This window comes from Belnapia arida (genome assembly GCF_016773205.1).
Lineage (GTDB): Bacteria > Pseudomonadota > Alphaproteobacteria > Acetobacterales > Acetobacteraceae > Belnapia > Belnapia arida.
Genome location: NZ_JAETWB010000017.1, coordinates 44,007 through 59,943, shown reverse-complemented (window position 1 = coordinate 59,943; position 15,937 = coordinate 44,007). Strand labels below are relative to the sequence as shown.

Sequence of the window (15,937 nt, the reverse complement as noted above, 5' to 3'; positions counted from 1 at the left end):
AGGGGACGCGGGCATGACCACGGCCGACCCGGCGCCGGTCCTCTCGGGAGAGGGCCGCCACATCCTTGTCGTCGAGGACGACGGGGAGCTGCGGCCGCTGCTGCTGTCCCTGTTGCGCCGGAGTGGCTTCCGGGCGACCGGCGCGCGCAACGGCGTCGAGATGGCCGAGGTGCTGGCGGATGTGGCCGGTGTGGACCTGGTCCTCTTGGACGTCATGCTTCCCGGCCGCTCGGGTTTCGAGCTCTGCCGCGACATCCGGGCGCGGGGCGGCTTCCGATCATCCTGCTGACCGCACTCGGCGAGGCGCCCGACCGCGTCGTGGGACTCGAGCTCGGCGCCGACGACTACGTCGTAAAACCGCCCGACCCGCGCGAGCTCGTCGCCCGCATCCGCGCCGTGCTGCGGCGCCGGGATGGCGACTGGGCGTCCACCGAGACCGGCGCTCGGGACCGCGCCGCCTTCGGCGGCTGGACGCTCGACACGCGGCGGCGCGAGCTCACCTCGCCGGGCGGTGGACGGGTCGAATTGACCAGCGGCGAGTACGACCTGCTGCTCGCCTTCGTCGAGCGGCCGCAGCGCGTGCTCTCCCGTGACCAGCTGCTCGACCTGGCGCGCGGGCGCGCCTTCGGTGGACTTGGCCGTTCGGTCGACGCCCAGGTCAGCCGCCTGCGCGGCAAGCTCGGCGGTCGACAGGACGAGGCGGCCGGGGTGATCAAAACCCTTCGCGGTGCCGGGTACATGCTTGCCTGCGACGTGGAATGGCGATGACCGCCGCACGGCGGCGCTGGCCGCCGGACACGCTCCTTGTCCGTATCCTCGCTCCCGGCGTGTTCGCCCTCGTGGTCCTGCTGTTGGTGAGCCTTATCGTGCACGCGGCCCTCCTGCGGCAGGCGGCCGAACGGGGTGCCGCCGAGGTCGCGGCCCACCGCATAGCCGGGGCGGTCGACGCCGTTGCGGCGGCTGCGGTTCCCGACCGCAAGCGCCTCGCCCAAGTCCTTTCCGGCTCCGATCTCGCCCTTTCCTGGGGCGATGCGCCGGACCTGCCGTCGGACCGCGCCAGGGCGGCATCGGACCTGGCCCATGTCGGCCGCCTGGCCGAGGTGACGCGGGAGATCCGTATCGCCGCTGGCCTGTCCGACGCCGAGCACGGCGCCCTTCAGGACGTGGCTGTCAGCGTACGACTCGCGGACGGCTCCTGGGTGAACGCGCGTGTCCTGGCCGTGTCGTTGATCGCCGCGGACGACACGGCATTCCGGGTTGCCGTCGGCGCGGTCGCCGTCGCGCTGCTGCTCTGCGTAGCCTTGGCCTCGCGTGTCTCGGCGGCGCCGCTGGCCAAGCTGGCGCGCACGGTCCGGCATTTGCAGCCCGACGGTGACGCGCCGCTGCCACAGGTGGGAGGGCCGCGGGAGGTGCGTGATGTCGCGGAAGCGCTCGACGGAGCCTTGCATCGGGTCCGCGACCTGCTGCGCCAGCGCTCGCTCGCCCTCGGGGCGCTCTCGCACGACCTGATGTCGCCGCTCGCGCGGCTGAAACTGCGCGCCGACGAATTGCCGGACCCCGCCCTCCGCCGGACGGTGCAGCGCGACCTTGCAGAGATGGAGGGCATGGTCGGCTACGTTCTCGCCTACCTGCGTGGCGCGGACGGCGGCGGTGAACCCGCCGTTCCGGTTTCGGTCACGGACCTGGTGCAGGTGGTGGTGGACGAGTTCGCCGAAACCGGCACCGATGTGGAGGAGCGGCACCTCAACGAGGCCACGGTGCTGGCGCGGCCGGTGGCGCTGAAGCGCGTCCTTCGCAACCTCGTCGAGAACGCGGTCAAGTACGGCGCCAACCCCTGGGTCGAGGTGACGGTGAGGGAGGGCGGCGTCGAGGTGCGGGTCGGAGACCGCGGTCCCGGCGTGCCGCCGGAGGATCTGGCCCGGGTTTTCGAGCCATTCTTCCGCGGCGATCGGGCGCGCGCGGCGGGCGGCGGCAGCGGCCTCGGCCTACCGACCGCCAAGGCGATCGCCGAGGCCCACGGGGGAGCGCTGGAACTCGCCAGCGCTCCGGGAGGGGGCACGATCGCCGTCCTCAAGCTGCCATTGTCTCCACCAACGTCGGCGGTCACGCCTGCCTAGCCGCGGTCAATCCCTGGCATCTAGTAACGGCAGGCGGGTACCCGGCGGGAGGTGGCGCTCAGCGCCCCGGCTGGGGCGCGCCACGGCCGGGGGCATGCGGCTGTTGGCCGCCGCCCTGGGTCGCGTCGAAGTGGGCGGGTGCGCCGCTGGGCGACTGGGTGGCGACGCCGTCCGGGCGGTGCGGCTGCGGGCCGTCGCCTCTGGGGGCGTCGAAATGCGCGGCCGCGCCGCCAGAGTGGTTCGACGTGGCGCTCGGGTTGTGCGGCTGCGGGCCGTCCCCACGCGTCGGATCGAAGTGGGGCGCCCGGTCCCGCTGGCTGGCGGCCTGGGCCAGGATCCGTGGACGACCGGCGTCATCGTCCGCCAGGGCGGGCAGGGCGCCTGTCGCGGTCAGTAGCAGGGCGGCAGCCAGAGCGTTGCGAAGCTTCATCCGTGTGTTCTCCTGTGCTGGCTGCCAGGAGGTGGCAGCCGTGACAGGCGACGATGTCGGGCCGCCATGTCACGGGGGTGCACGGCGGTGCATCCATTTGTTGCAAGGCGTGGCCGGGCATGAAGCCGCTGCTTAACGGCCGTGATGGCCACCGTGGTGATGTCCGCCGCCATGGCGGTGCCCACCACCATGGTGGTGACCACCGTGGTGATGCGGCGGCGCGTGATGGTGATGGTGGCGCTGCGGCACGTAGTGATGATGGTGCCCGCCGCCGCCCCAGTATCGCGGAGCGGCCGCGTATGGGGCCGGTCCATAGCCCGGGTAGACGGGCGCGCCGCCGTAGTATGGCTGGGCGCAGGCTGGCCCCAAGGCGAGCAGAACCAATGCGGCAATCGTGGTGACCCGGCGCATGACGGCTGTTTCTCCGACTCTGGCACGCTCCAAGTGCACGGGGGGTGTGTCGAGCGCATGTCGGGAGGAGGGCCTAATCTGGGCAATCCTCCGCGGCGCCAGCTCCGCGCCGGTCAGTCTCGGGCGCCGCTGGCATGCGCCCGGTCAGCCGTCTCCGGGCCCGCGGCCGCTCGTGCCCTCCACGCCGACAAAGAGCAGCGCCGGGCCGGGCGTTTACAGGGCAGGGCACAGGGGAACTCGACATGCGGCATGACCACGACCACGACGGCGGGCACTCCCTCGCGCACGGCCCCGGCACTCGCACGCGGACTTCGGGCGGGCCTTCCTAATCGGCATCGCCCTGAACTCGATCTACGTGGTCCTGGAGGGCGTGTTCGGCATCCTGTCCGGCTCGCTGGCCTTGCTGGCGGACGCCGGGCACAACCTCTCGGACGTGCTCGGCCTGCTGCTTGCCCTGGGGGGCGACGCTGCTGTCCAAGCGGGGCCCGACGCGGCGCCGCACCTACGGCTGGAAGGCGAGCTCCACCTTGGCAGCGCTGGTCAACGCGGTCCTCCTGCTGGTCGCGGTCGGTGCCATTGGCTGGGAGGCGGTCCGGCGCCTCGCCGAACCCGAGCCGGTGGCCAACGGGACGGTGCTCTGGGTGGCGGCGGTCGGGGTGGCTGTCAACGCCGGGACGGCGTGGCTCTTCGCCGCAGGCCGCAAGGGCGACATCAACGTCCGGGGCGCGTACCTCCACATGGCGGCGGATGCTGGGGTGACGATCGGCGTCATCGTTGCCGCGCTGATTATCCGTTGGACCGGCTGGCTATGGCTGGACCCGGCGGTCAGCCTCGCCATCGGCGCGGTAATCCTGGTTGGGACCTGGGGCCTGCCGCGGGACTCTGTGAACCTGGCGATGGGCGCCGTCCCGGCGGGCATCGCCCCGGACGAGGTCAAGGCATGGCTCGCCAGCATGCCCGGCGTGACCGAGGTGCACGACATGCACATCTGGGCCATGGGAACGACCGAGACGGCGCTGACGGTGCATCTCGTTCGAGACGACGCGCGGGCAGACCGCGAGCTGCTCCTGCGCGTGCAGTCCGGGTGCCGGGAGCGGTTCGGGATTGCCCACCCCACGGTGCAGCTGGAGACGCCCGAGACGGCACAGGCTTGCGGGCTGCGGCCGGACCACGTGGTCTGATGCGGGGGACCATGCAGCCGACTTCCTGGAGCCGAGCAATCGCCTGGGCGCTGCTCACCGTTCTGGGTATGACGAACGCCACGGGCAACGTGTTCGACCTGGAGCAGAAGTTCTGGTAGTTCGACCGTGTCCTGCACGCATGCAGCATCCTTGCCCTGACGCTCTGGCTGACACTGTTCGTGTTCGGCCAGACGCTCGATGGGAAGCGTGGCCACCGCCTCGCGCTGGTCCTCCTGATGGTGAGCGTCGGCGTCGTCGGTGCGCCGTAGGACGTGGCAGAATCCGGCTTCGACCAGGGCGCTCCGGGCGACGTCATCAAAGGCGGGCACGACGCCATCATCGACATTCTGATGGACACCGCAGGGTCGGTGTCCCGGGCCTGAGGCCCTCTCGGCTGAACGGGGCGGGACCGCCGCCCGGGCCCACAGGCGCTCGTCGAGGTAAATGAGGCCCAGGAGCTGACGAATGCGACGGACATGAGCGACATATCCCCCTGACCTCGCGTGCCTCGGTCAGAAGCTTCTCGGTCGCGAGTTAGAGCAGCGCCACGAGAGTCTACCACGGAATTGGAAACATCTCTTCCCAACCCGGGACTTCCGTTAGGCAGGAGTGGTTTACCATATCCCGTCGGTCTCCCACGGGGAGCAAGCAATGCTCTTTTGAGGGATTAGGCAGCGCCGGGCGACAGGCAAATACCACTGCCGACGACTCCATCTCGGCAGCCACGGCGAGAGTCTCTACCCGCATCTGGGACACCGCAGGACGTGGGTCGGGTACCACGCTCAAGGAGTTCACCATGTCCGGGCCGGAGGAAATCCCTGCCCGGACATCGGATGTCGTAGAGCACAAAGACGTCGCCACGCTGGTAGAATCCACCATGGAAGCGCCATAGAGAATTTCTGTTCGAACCCCGGATGTCACAGGAGCTTTGGGCGGTACCACGTCGGGGGAGTCTGCTATGGCAAGCACGGAAGGGTTCGCGCCGACAGAGGCTACTGCGGGGAATGGGCTGGGTACCATGCTCGAGGGGTCCACCACAGCCACGGCGGCGCCAAGCGGAATCCTCTCCCGGATATCGGGTACCACCGGCTCTGAGTGGGTTACCACGTCTGCCATGGCCAGTGCGGGAAGTTCTACCTGTACAGCGGTAGCCTCACGGCAGGGGGTGGGTACCATCTCCAGGTCGTGGGTTACCGGGAGCAGGGAAGCAAGCGAAGGGTTTTCCGTTTCCGCCGAATTGAGGTGGCCCTTTTTTACATGGGGGACAGCGTCTGTCCGGTTGTTTGCGGGCTCGCTTTCGGCCCCATTGGCCATCGCCGAGCGAACCGCATCCCAGTGGCGCCGGACAGTCCGTTCGCTGACGATACCCTCGTTTTGGACGGCTGCCAGCACTGCGGCCTGGGTCGGCGTCCGGCCAAGTTCCTTTGCCAAACGGGTGGCGGCCGCGACAATCAAACCCTCAGAGCGTGCTTTGCGGGATTCGGCTGTCATCCGGCCACCAGCGCCATGGCGTTCCGCCAAGTCAACCGGGTTGGACGTAACCGGTTTCGGAGCGCGAGCCTTATAGACGTGCCAAGTCCACCGAGCGACTTTGGCGGCAGTCACCAAAGCCTTCTTCTCAGCACGTCGGCCATCGCCGCTTAGGCTGTCAGCGAGGCGCATGGCCTCCGCTGCCACTCTGGCGCTGAACTCTTGCTCGTCACGACCGGCAGCCTTGTGCGGCCAAACCTCTTGCCGCGCCCAAGATGTCAGATGCGCAAACAAGCGATTTGACCCGGCGGCGATGAGTGGGTCGGGATGTTCCGGTGAGAGCGTCGGACTGCGCTGCTGCGCAGCGGCCAACTCCCGCAGCGCGTCCATGCGGACGTTGATGTCGACGTGCTGACGCAACACGCCGAGGTCATAGGGCTGCTCTGCCAAGATGCGCCGCTGCCACATCGGGCTGAGAGGGTTTTTGTGCCTGTGGCTATTCAGGAGGCCGCCAGGGTCGGCACCGAGCGGCAGCAGGGCTTTGGTGAGACCGCGGAGGACGCCTCGGTAGAGAGCGCTGAACCGAGCGCATCGCTCACCCTCCATCGGGACGCTGTCGTGCAACAACCAGAAGAGGTGTGGATGGTGGACCCGCCCATCGTTGTCCTCCCAGCCAACCACCAAATTCGGGAGCGGTACGCCAGCCGTCCGGCATGCGTCAGCAATGTCGTCCCACGCCAGGATAGCGTCTACCTCAATGCGGAGAACGCCACAGACCCGTTTGTTGTCTTCGACGTAAGCTGCGTCGAGTGCCAGCAGCTTGCTGTCGCTGCGGTACGCCTCACCCTTATGGTCTCCAACGTATAAACGCCGAACCTTAGGTACTTTGGATGCGAACAGCTGCAGGATTGGGTGCTCGGAGGACACCAATCCGCGGTAGCAAAATTCGGGGCGGAAATAGGTTTTGCTCTCTGCGAAGAACCCGCCCCACCATTGGAAGCCCACTTCCATCCGTAGTTTGACGCAAGCTTCTGTTGACCGTCTGCGTTCGCGTGCCGCATCTGTGAAAAGCGCAATCATTTCGGCAGTCGGCTTGGGTTTTGCCTCTTTTGGGGCGGCCGATGCAGGCTTGCTCGTCTGAGCCTCAACGTTGGCGTCGAGCGCTTCCGAGTGAGGTAAAATTGTTTTCGCCGTTTCCGCCTCAACTCGGGCAGACTGGTCTTTGTCAGCTTCAGGCGGGTCCGGCTTCTCTTCCGCATGCGGTCCCGGGTCCGGCACCGCATGCGTCTGTGATGTGCTGCGTTGGACAGAGTAGTGTACTTTTCGCCGTAGCGGATAATCCAGGCTGCGTCGCATTCCGGTTTACGCCTCCGAGGCCGTCGCACTCCAAGCTTACGCTGGCGCGTTTTGGCACGCACAGGCGTAGCCGCCGCGTCAGCGCTGTCCTGATTGCCCGCGCTTTCGACGCGAGCCGGATGGGAATCCATTCACGGCCTCGTTACAAACACGATGTCCGACGAGACCTGAAGGGCTTCGGTTCCGGACCCGATTCCTACATTCTGCTCAAAATGCCGATTCTCCTAGAAGAAAAACCTAAACTAAAAGTAGGGAACGACAGCTTGTGGGGTATCAGCGACCGGAGAACGGCAGGGTTGAGAGAGGATTCTGCGACGCCTAACCATTGCCTCTATGGCGCGAATCCTCCCGCGTTGCGGAGGTGCTGGGCTAGGCCGCCTAACTTCGCGCGAGTATGCAGGGCATGGTGGATCGCTCGCGTCCTCGACTACCGTCAGCTGCTTCAAGCAGAACTGTGGCGACGCAACCCGACCGGCTCGACACTGGATGTGACGTTGGTGGAAACAGTCCGAGTTGTCCCCGTCGACTGTCCGTTCAGGCCGTTCAGCTTACGGCGCCCTTTCCCATGGGCAGCCGTCAAAGCGGCGGTCGACGGTATTTTCAGCCTCCGCAATTAGAATATTTAACCCGTTCGGAACACTGCTTCGGAATGTTGCAGAGCGTACTCCGTCCGGTGAATACAAGACGAGAACCCATCCATCACCGCCGTCGTCTGAAACCTCAAGACGGTGGTCTCGGTAAGCCTTCAAGATTACCTGCTGCGGCTTGTTCATGGCCTGTCTCATGGCTAACAAGCCGCAAACTCTTCTATATGACACTGTCGTGTCAACGCCCCAACACCGTTGAGCCGCACTCGAGCCATTGCAGTAGTCGCCAAAATCGACGGTCTCCGTTGCAGGCCGTATCAGAGCCGCCGCCTTACGGATGCTCCTGCTTCGTACCCTACTGTTGTTCAGCCAAGCGCATGGTTCATCAAACTGCTTCAGCGCACCCATGGATCCCGTGTAGCCGGACCCAAGCCCATGGGATTTCACTGTTCTGTAACAGACAACATCCCATCGGCATTCTATGACCTTTCTGCAAACCTCGAATTGAGCTTTCTTGTCTGGGTGTTTGCGTGGAAGGTCTCAAAGCTATGCTGGCTTTCGTTGCGGGACATCGGCCGACATCAGCGGAGGAGCGGTGTCGTGGTGGTCAGATGAGGCGTGAGAAGGACGGAGGCCCGTTTGGCCGCAAGTCGAGCAAGGTTTTGATTGCTGCAGTAGTTGCGGCCATGCTGGCCATGTACGGTCATCCAGCGGCTGCACAGCCACGTGAAACGGTCCAGGTAACCGGCAGCTCGACAGTGTTCCCTTTCACTTCCGCAGTCGCCAGCAGCATTGCGAGAGCGGCAGGAGGGGAGCGGGTGCAGGTTACCAGCACCGGCACTGTGCATGGCTTCGCACAATTTTGCCGAGGTTCTAACCTCCAGCATCCTGACGTCCAAAACGCATCACGCCGCATGACGGCTGGCGAGTTCAGCTTATGCGTCCGAAACGGCGTGAACGAAATAATGGAAATCCCAATCGGGTTCGACGGTATCGTCGTGGCACATCGCAGAGGGTTGCCTTCGCCCAACTTTACTCTGGCTCAACTGTGGATGGGGATGGCCAAGGAGGTACCGCAGGGCGGGCGCATTGTACCGAACCCGTTCACCTCATGGCGCCAAATCTCGGCCTCCTTGCCAGACTGGCCCATCAGCGTCATCGGACCGCCGCGAACTTCCGGCACCCGCGACAGCTTCACCGAACTAGCGATGTTGGCAGGCTGCCGGACGTTTCCGGAAATCCAGGTCATCACGGATGCCGCTGAGCGGACCCGCCTCTGCAGCACTGTGAGGGAGGACGGAGGCTGGGTCGACGGCGGCGAGGACGACCAAGCCATCGTACGTCGCGTTACGGAGGGCCGCGACGGTACGCTCGGCGTCTTCGGTTTCAGCTTCCTGCAAGCCAACAGGGAGCGCATCGAAGGGTCCTCCATCGAGGGCGTGGATGATGCCGCCGAGACCATTGCCTCTGGGCGTTACCCTCTCTCGCGGCCTCTCTTCTTGTATGTGAAGCGGCCGAACCTCGAACGGGTGCCAGGCCTTAAAGAGTTCCTTGCTGAATATGTCTCCGACGGCGCTATGGGGTCCGGTGGTTACCTTCTGCGTATCGGCTTGGTGCCCGTCGACTCCGAACGCCTGCTGCAGGTTCGGGCTGTGGTGCGAGACCGCACCATCATGATGCGGCGCCCAAATGATTGATGCGCTTCAATCTCAGAAACCCAGTCGCTCATCATAATCACCGTAATTGTTAGTAAGTGAGCGGCGAGGTCCAGAGGGTGATTACATGACGACTAGCCGCAGCGGCATGCCCGCAGCAGCAGGGGGTCCGGCGCCGCGCAGCGGCTGCCGAGGTTAAAAACGATGGAATCTTCAACGGCTGCCGATGTTTTCGCCGCCCTTGGCCAGGAGTCCCGCCTGGAGCTGCTGCGCGCGCTTCTCGAAGCAGGCCCCAGCGGCCTCTCCGCGGGAGCAATTGGCACAGCCCTAGGCATCGTGCCCTCTACCTTGTCTTTCCATCTGCGGGCCCTGGAGCAGGTGGGGTTGATCCGCCCAACCCGGCAGGGCCGCAGCCTGATTTACGCCGTCCAGGTCGACCGCCTCCGTCAAACCATCGCCTTTCTCACAGAGTCCTGTTGCGGCGGCCAACCTGAGCTTTGTGGAGCGCTGACCTTGCCAATGCTCGCCTCCTCCCCGGAGAACTCCCCGATGAAGCCTGCCTTCAACGTCCTCTTCCTTTGTACGCGTAACTCCGCGCGCTCGCTGATGGCTGAGGCGGTTCTGAGGAAGCTGGGAGGGGACCGCTTCCGGGCCTATTCGGCGGGGTCCGATCCGGCGCCCCAACCCATGCCGGAGGTCGTGGAGAAGCTCAAGACCCTTGGCCATGACGTGTCGGGCATTCGGAGCAAATCCTGGCAAGAGTTCCTGCACAGAGAAGCGCCCCGCATGGATTTCGTAATAGCGCTGTGCGACACCCTTCAGGGTCAGAACTGCCCCGACTTCGGCGACCGGGCTATCACTGCATCCTGGCCACTGCCAGGACCCGGCAAGTTCGAGCCAGGATCCAGCGAGCGGGTGCTCTTACTCAATGAGCTCTACGCCAGCCTGCATCGGCGTATCGGCATCTTCACCAACCTGAAGTTCGATGCGCTGGACCGCATGTCGCTGCGGCACCAGCTGGATGACCTCGCGCAGGCCCCCCTCTCCGTCGCAAAGGACCGTTGAGATGCGCATAGGCATCAATGGTATGGGCCGCATCGGCAGGCTGGCGCTCCGCGCGGGCCTGGGCGGCGTATTCCGGGAGAACGAGGATCCGCGCGCGGGCAACCGGCTGGACGTCGTCCATGTGAACGAGCTCAAGGGCGGCGCCGAGGCTACCGCCCACCTCCTCGCGTTCGACAGCATCCACGGCCGCTGGCGCGAGCGGATCGGGGCGGAGGATGGCCGCGCCATCACCATCGGCAACCGGCACATCGGCTTCAGCGCGGAAGCCGCCCCGTCCGAGGTGCCCTGGGGCGACTTGGGCTGCGACATCGTCCTGGAATGCACGGGCAAATTCCTGAAGCAGGAGCAGCTCCAGGGCTACCTCGACCGGGGCGTTAAGCGGGTCATCGTCGCGGCGCCGGTCAAGGACGGCTCCGCCTTGAACGTGGTCGTCGGCGTTAATGACGACCGCTACGACCCGCGGGAACACCGGTTGCTGACCGCCGCCTCCTGCACCACGAACTGCCTCGCCCCTGTGGTGAAGGTTGTCCACGAGGCCATCGGCATTCGGCACGGCCAAATCACTACCATCCACGACCCGACCAACACCAACGTGGTCGTGGACGCGCCGCACAAGGACCTGCGCCGAGCCCGCTCGGCCATGCTGTCCCTCCAGCCGACGACAACCGGCAGCGCCACCGCCATCTCGCTCATCTACCCCGAGCTCAAGGGCCGCCTGAACGGTCACGCCGTCCGGGCACCGGTGCTGAACGCCTCGTTGACGGATGCCGTCTTCGAGATGCGGCGCGAGACCACCGAAACCGAGGTCAACGAGCTGTTCCGCGCGGCGGCGGCGGGACCGCTCGCGGGCATCCTCGGCTTCGAGACCAGGCCGCTGGTTTCGGCCGACTACGCCAACGATACCCGCAGTGCGATCGTCGACGGGCCAAGCACCATGGTGACCGACGGCACCCTGCTGAAGGTATACGCCTGGTACGACAACGAGATGGGCTATGCCTGTCGGATGGTGGACCTGGCCAACATTGTCATCGAACGGGGAGCATGATGTCAGGCATCCGCAACTACCTCGTCGTGACCGGTGCCTACTGGGGGTTCACCCTCACGGACGGGGCGTTGCGGATGCTGGTGCTGTTGCACTTCTACCAGCTCGGCTACACGCCGTTCACGCTAGCCTTCCTGTTCCTGCTCTACGAGGCAGCGGGCATCTTCGCGAACTTCGGTGGGGGCTGGTTGGCGGCCCGCTTCGGCATCCCCCGCATGCTCTCGATCGGCCTGAGCCTACAGATTTGCGGGCTGCTCATGTTGTCGGCGCTGGACCCAGCCTGGGGCGCGGCCATGTCGGTCGCCTGGGTGGTGGCCGCCCAGGGCATCTCCGGGGTGGCCAAGGACCTGACCAAGACCGCCTCTAAGTCAGCCATCAAGGCAACCTCGCAGCAGGGCGCCGGTCAGCTGTTCCGGTGGGTGGCCTGGTTCACCGGCTCCAAAAACGCCATGAAGGGCTTTGGCTTCTTCGTGGGCGGCGCCCTGCTCCAGTTCGTGGGGTTCCGTCCGGCGCTCTGGCTGCTGGTGGCCCTGCTGGCCGTCGTCCTGGCTGGCGTACTGCTGTCGCTACCGCGCGAACTCGGCAAGGCGAAGGCATCAAAGAGCTTCAAGGAACTCATGGCAAAGAGCCGGGGCGTGAACCTGCTGGCAGGCGCCCGGATCTTCATGTTCGGCTCGCGCGACGTCTGGTTCGTCGTGGGCCTGCCGGTGTTCCTCTACAGCCAGGGCTGGCACTACGTCGGGGTCTCGACCTTCCTCGCCGCCTGGACCATCGGCTACGGCGGGGTGCAGGCCCTGGCGCCGTCGGTCGTCCGCCGCAGCGAGGACGGGCTGTCGCGGGAGGTTCCCGAGGCGCGGCTCTGGGCTGCGGCCCTAACCGCGATCCCGGCCGCCATCGCCCTCCTGCTGGCCACCGGCGGCGTCGGGCGCCCGGATGTCATCGTGGTCGTCGGCTTGGCGGTGTTCGGCTTCGCCTTTGCGGTCAACTCGTCGCTCCACAGCTATCTGATCCTAGCCTACGCAGGCTCGGAGAAGGCCGCCGAGGACGTCGGCTTCTACTACGCCGCCAATGCCGGAGGGCGCCTGTTCGGCATCCTGCTGTCCGGCATCCTGACGCAGTGGGGTGGCCTTCAAGCATGCCTCTGGGGTTCGGCGGCGATGCTGGCGGCCTGCATGGCGCTGACCTTCATGCTGCCCCTGCGGGCCGAGGCAAGACGGATCGTGATCTAAGGATGCACTTCGGTTAGCCACTGCAGGCTCTGACGGTCTGTGGAAGCCGCATTGTTGGATTATCCGAGCTTCAAAACCTCCGAGTTGGACAGCCCATGACCGCTTTGAACTGGGTGCTGCAAGAAGATCAGGTGACTGTCGCCTGCGATACGCTCGTCAGCAGCGCGACCGACATGTTACCTGTTCGATTCATATCGAAGGTCTTTCCCATACACCACGCGCGAACCCTTCTGGCCGGGACTGGATCTGAGCTGGCACTCATGAGAGCCCTCTCCGTTGTTATTTCGGGAGCGTTGTGTCGGCATGTCGTGGATGTCGACAGGGCGCTCACTGCTGTGCTGCCTGGGGTTGTGCAGGAGCTTCCCGAAAGCATCACGTCGACGATCTACATCTTTGGGTGGGATGAGGATCAGAGGCAGATGCGCGGTCACGCATACCGTTCACCGAATGGATTTGCCTCGGAATTGCTGCGCTATGGTCTTGGCATCAAGCCGCAGGTGGATGTCAGCACCGGTTCGATTGAACCCTTCGAGCCGTTTTTCATCGACATCGTTATGCGACAACGGGAAGAAGATGAACAAAAACCGTTAGCGAAGCGTGTTGGCATTGGCGGCGAGATCATCCTGTTCCAGATGACCGAGGATGAGTTGACCGCCAAGACGATCCATCGCTTTGCGGACTATCCGCACCAGTTCAACCTCGCAGCAAATCGGCCTGCGCCTAGTTTATCTGCTGTCTAATTAGAGGCCGCTCAATGACGACTAGCTTCATCATTTACCACAACCCCGCCTGCGGGACGTCCCGCAATGTCCTTGGCCTCATCGGCAACAGCAGCGAAGAGCCGACCATCGTCGAGTACCTGAAGACGCCGCCCTCCCGGGAGGAGCTGTCGGATCTCATCCGGCGCATGGGTGTGCCGGTGCGCCATGTGCTCCGCCAAAAGGGCACGCCCTATGCGGCACTCGGCCTCGGCGACCCGGCCCTGACCGACGGCCAGCTGCTCGATGCCATGATGGCGCATCCCATCCTCATCAACCGGCCCATCGTCGTGACGCCGCTCGGGGTGAAGCTGTGCAGGCCGTCCGAGACGGTGCTCGACATCCTGCCGAACCCGCAACGCGGCGCCTTCGACAAGGAGGACGGCGAGCCTGTCGTCGATGAGCGAGGCCACCGAGTTGCGAAGGGAGTGGCGGCATGAGCGCGTCAGCTCAGGCGGAGGCCGCCATCCAGAGCCGCAAGGCGGCGATGGGCACCTTCGAGCGCTACCTGACCCTCTGGGTGGCGCTGTGCATCGTCGCGGGCATTGCGCTCGGCGCGGTCATGCCGGGCTTCTTCCGTGCGCTCGGCCGCATGGAGGTCGCCCAAGTCAACATCCCGGTCGCGGCGCTGATCTGGCTGATGATTGTGCCCATGCTGCTCCGCGTAGATTTCGCCGCTATGGGTCAGGTCACTCGGCACTGGCGCGGCATCGCCGTCACCCTCGGCGTGAACTGGCTGGTGAAGCCCTTCTCCATGGCGCTGTTAGGCTGGTTGTTCATCGGCTGGCTGTTCCGGCCATGGCTCCCGGAAGGGCAGATTGACAGCTACATCGCCGGGCTCATCCTGCTGGCCGCCGCGCCCTGCACGGCCATGGTCTTCGTGTGGTCACGCCTGACCGATGGCGAACCCAACTTCACCCTCAGCCAGGTCGCGCTGAACGACGCCATCATGGTCGTCGCCTTCGCGCCCGTGGTCGGCCTGCTGCTCGGCCTCTCGGCCATCACGGTGCCTTGGGACACGCTGCTGCTGTCCGTGGCGCTCTATATCATCGTGCCTCTCGTCGCGGCACAGATCTGGCGGCGCTCGCTGCTGGCCTCCGGCGGTGATGCAGCCCTCCAGCGCATGCTGAAGGCGCTGAACCCGGTGTCCCTGGTAGCCTTGCTGACCACTCTGGTGCTGCTCTTCGGCTTCCAGGGCGAGCAGATCCTGGCGCAACCGTTGGTCATCCTGCTGCTCGCCGTGCCCATCCTCATTCAGGTTTACTTCAACGCGGGTCTCGCCTATCTGCTGAACCGGCAGTGCGGTTCGGCGCACAGCGTGGCCGGGCCGTCGGCTCTCATCGGTGCCAGCAACTTCTTCGAGCTCGCCGTCGCCGCCGCCATCAGCCTCTTCGGGTTCGAGAGCGGCGCCGCGCTGGCCACCGTGGTCGGCGTGCTGGTGGAGGTGCCGGTGATGCTCTCCGTGGTCCACATCGTCATGCGGACCCGCGGCTGGTACGACCGAGGGGCAGGCCGGGTGGCAGCTCGCTAGACCCCGGATGCCGGAAACTCAGAGCAGGCAGGTCGTCGTCATCGGCGGCGGGCAGTCTGGCCTCGCGGTCGGCTATATCCTGCGCCGGACGGGGCTAGACTTCGAGATCTTGGACGCCAACGAGAGGCCGGGTGGCGCCTGGCCGTCGGCCTGGGACTCTCTGCAGCTCTTCTCCCCCGCGCAGTGGAGCTCGCTGCCGGGCTGGCCCATGCCGCCGGTCCCGGGTGGCGGGTATCCCGGCCGGGACCACGTGGCCGCCTACCTCGCAGCCTACGAGGAAAGATACCAACTGCCAGTCCGGCGCCCAGTCCGGGTCGAGGCTGTCGAGCGCGCCGGTGACCGCCTGCTGGTCCGGACCGATGCGGGCAGCTGGACGGCCTTGGCCGTGGTCAGCGCGACTGGCGGCGCCAATCGCACCTTCCTCCCAGAGTACCCTGGGGCGGAGGGCTTCCGCGGGAGGCAGCTGCACTCCTCCTCCTACCGCTCGCCGCAGGAATTCGTGGGCCAGCGAGTCCTTGTCGGCGGCGGCGGAAACTCCGGCGCCCAGATCCTAGCCGAGCTGTCGCTCGTGGCCGAGGTGACCTGGATGACGCCCCAGGCGCCAACCTTCCTGCCGGACGAGGTGGACGGTCGCGTGCTGTTCGAGCGGGCGACGGAGCGCGTGCGGGCTCAACAGGAAGGACGCGACCCCGGGCCGCCCAGAGGCGGCCTGGGCAACATCGTCATGGTCCCGCCGGTCCGGGAGGCCCGCGACCGCGGCGCGCTGCGCAGCGTTCGACCATTCCTGCGCTTCGAGCCCGACGGCGTGGTCTGGCGGGATGGCAGCCGCAGCCTGGTGGACGCGGTCATCTGGTGCACGGGCTTCCGCCCGGCCCTCGCTCACTTGGCGCCGCTCGGCGTGCTGGAGCCGGATGGGCGCGTCGTGGTCCGGGGTGGCCGGTCCGTCCGCGAGCCACGCCTGTGGCTGGTTGGCTACGGCGATTGGACCGGGCTCGCCTCTGCCACGCTGGCCGGGGTGACGCGGGCTGCCCGAAGCGCCGTCCAGGAGATCGGAGACACCTTGGCGGCAACGCCGCCAGCGAACGCCGCCTAATTGGAGACCTGA

At 65.9% G+C, this 15,937-nt stretch carries 12 protein-coding genes and 2 pseudogenes; 12 read left to right on the top strand and 2 right to left on the bottom strand.

The window, feature by feature from the left end; all coding sequences use genetic code 11:
- Positions 1–13 precede the first annotated feature (13 nt).
- Together JMJ56_RS22485 and JMJ56_RS22480 are read left to right on the top strand one after the other, a co-directional pair.
- Positions 14–768 (top strand): annotated as a pseudogene (locus JMJ56_RS22485) (response regulator transcription factor).
- A complete protein-coding gene (locus tag JMJ56_RS22480) occupies positions 759–2,117 on the top strand; it encodes a sensor histidine kinase (protein WP_236038267.1) in 1,359 nt (452 codons plus the stop codon). The pseudogene JMJ56_RS22485 and the gene JMJ56_RS22480 overlap by 10 nt, the downstream one beginning before the upstream one ends.
- A 58-nt stretch (positions 2,118–2,175) precedes the next feature.
- On the opposite strand, the gene JMJ56_RS22475 is transcribed toward JMJ56_RS22480, so the two are convergent.
- Complete coding sequence (locus JMJ56_RS22475) at positions 2,176–2,547, bottom strand: hypothetical protein (RefSeq protein ID WP_202834015.1); 372 nt, start codon at positions 2,545–2,547, stop codon at positions 2,176–2,178.
- Positions 2,548–3,313: 766 nt separating this feature from the next.
- Here JMJ56_RS22475 and JMJ56_RS36240 point away from each other — a divergent pair.
- Both JMJ56_RS36240 and JMJ56_RS22470 read left to right on the top strand, forming a co-directional pair.
- Positions 3,314–3,388 (top strand): annotated as a pseudogene (locus JMJ56_RS36240) (hypothetical protein); the annotation flags it as partial.
- Between the two features lie 19 nt (positions 3,389–3,407).
- Positions 3,408–4,139 carry a cation diffusion facilitator family transporter gene (locus JMJ56_RS22470; RefSeq protein ID WP_236038265.1) on the top strand — a complete coding sequence of 244 codons (732 nt, stop codon included), beginning with the start codon at positions 3,408–3,410 and terminating at the stop codon, positions 4,137–4,139.
- Positions 4,140–4,694: 555 nt separating this feature from the next.
- Here JMJ56_RS22470 and JMJ56_RS22465 read toward each other — a convergent pair.
- Positions 4,695–6,965 carry a replication initiation protein gene (locus JMJ56_RS22465; protein ID WP_202834014.1) on the bottom strand — a complete coding sequence of 757 codons (2,271 nt, stop codon included), beginning with the start codon at positions 6,963–6,965 and terminating at the stop codon, positions 4,695–4,697.
- A 1,198-nt stretch (positions 6,966–8,163) separates the two neighbouring features.
- Here JMJ56_RS22465 and JMJ56_RS22460 point away from each other — a divergent pair.
- From JMJ56_RS22460 to JMJ56_RS22425, 8 genes are all read left to right on the top strand, one after another.
- Complete coding sequence (locus tag JMJ56_RS22460; RefSeq protein WP_202834013.1) at positions 8,164–9,249, top strand: substrate-binding domain-containing protein; 1,086 nt, start codon at positions 8,164–8,166, stop codon at positions 9,247–9,249.
- A 162-nt stretch (positions 9,250–9,411) separates the two neighbouring features.
- A complete protein-coding gene (locus tag JMJ56_RS22455) occupies positions 9,412–10,272 on the top strand; it encodes a metalloregulator ArsR/SmtB family transcription factor (protein ID WP_202834012.1) in 861 nt (286 codons plus the stop codon).
- A complete protein-coding gene (locus JMJ56_RS22450) occupies positions 10,229–11,317 on the top strand; it encodes an ArsJ-associated glyceraldehyde-3-phosphate dehydrogenase (RefSeq protein ID WP_456318797.1) in 1,089 nt (362 codons plus the stop codon). The genes JMJ56_RS22455 and JMJ56_RS22450 overlap by 44 nt, the downstream gene beginning before the upstream one ends.
- Positions 11,317–12,543, top strand: a complete 1,227-nt coding sequence (arsJ, locus tag JMJ56_RS22445) for an organoarsenical effux MFS transporter ArsJ (protein ID WP_202834011.1) — start codon at positions 11,317–11,319, stop codon at positions 12,541–12,543. Before JMJ56_RS22450 ends, arsJ begins: the two co-directional genes overlap by 1 nt.
- Before the next feature lie 95 nt (positions 12,544–12,638).
- Positions 12,639–13,283, top strand: coding sequence for a hypothetical protein (locus tag JMJ56_RS22440; protein WP_202834010.1), 645 nt, complete (start codon positions 12,639–12,641; stop codon positions 13,281–13,283).
- Positions 13,284–13,297: 14 nt separating this feature from the next.
- A complete protein-coding gene (gene arsC, locus JMJ56_RS22435) occupies positions 13,298–13,741 on the top strand; it encodes an arsenate reductase (glutaredoxin) (RefSeq protein ID WP_202834009.1) in 444 nt (147 codons plus the stop codon).
- Positions 13,738–14,832 carry an ACR3 family arsenite efflux transporter gene (gene arsB / locus JMJ56_RS22430; RefSeq protein ID WP_202834008.1) on the top strand — a complete coding sequence of 365 codons (1,095 nt, stop codon included), beginning with the start codon at positions 13,738–13,740 and terminating at the stop codon, positions 14,830–14,832. Before arsC ends, arsB begins: the two co-directional genes overlap by 4 nt.
- 7 nt (positions 14,833–14,839) lie before the next feature.
- Positions 14,840–15,925: an ArsO family NAD(P)H-dependent flavin-containing monooxygenase gene (locus tag JMJ56_RS22425; protein ID WP_202834007.1), complete on the top strand. Its 1,086-nt coding sequence runs from the start codon at positions 14,840–14,842 to the stop codon at positions 15,923–15,925.
- Positions 15,926–15,937: the final 12 nt, after the last annotated feature.

Bases quoted from the DNA above. Each gene is read 5' to 3' on its own strand.
- arsB (WP_202834008.1), top strand. From the start codon at position 13,738: ATGAGCGCGTCAGCTCAGGCGGAGGCCGCCATCCAGAGCCGCAAGGCG.
- JMJ56_RS22475 (WP_202834015.1), bottom strand. From the start codon at position 2,547: ATGAAGCTTCGCAACGCTCTGGCTGCCGCCCTGCTACTGACCGCGACA.
- JMJ56_RS22450 (WP_456318797.1), top strand. From the start codon at position 10,229: ATGACCTCGCGCAGGCCCCCCTCTCCGTCGCAAAGGACCGTTGAGATG.
- JMJ56_RS22460 (WP_202834013.1), top strand. From the start codon at position 8,164: ATGAGGCGTGAGAAGGACGGAGGCCCGTTTGGCCGCAAGTCGAGCAAG.
- arsC (WP_202834009.1), top strand. From the start codon at position 13,298: ATGACGACTAGCTTCATCATTTACCACAACCCCGCCTGCGGGACGTCC.
- arsJ (WP_202834011.1), top strand. From the start codon at position 11,317: ATGTCAGGCATCCGCAACTACCTCGTCGTGACCGGTGCCTACTGGGGG.
- JMJ56_RS22465 (WP_202834014.1), bottom strand. From the start codon at position 6,965: ATGCGACGCAGCCTGGATTATCCGCTACGGCGAAAAGTACACTACTCT.
- JMJ56_RS22480 (WP_236038267.1), top strand. From the start codon at position 759: ATGGCGATGACCGCCGCACGGCGGCGCTGGCCGCCGGACACGCTCCTT.
- JMJ56_RS22440 (WP_202834010.1), top strand. From the start codon at position 12,639: ATGACCGCTTTGAACTGGGTGCTGCAAGAAGATCAGGTGACTGTCGCC.
- JMJ56_RS22425 (WP_202834007.1), top strand. From the start codon at position 14,840: ATGCCGGAAACTCAGAGCAGGCAGGTCGTCGTCATCGGCGGCGGGCAG.
- JMJ56_RS22455 (WP_202834012.1), top strand. From the start codon at position 9,412: ATGGAATCTTCAACGGCTGCCGATGTTTTCGCCGCCCTTGGCCAGGAG.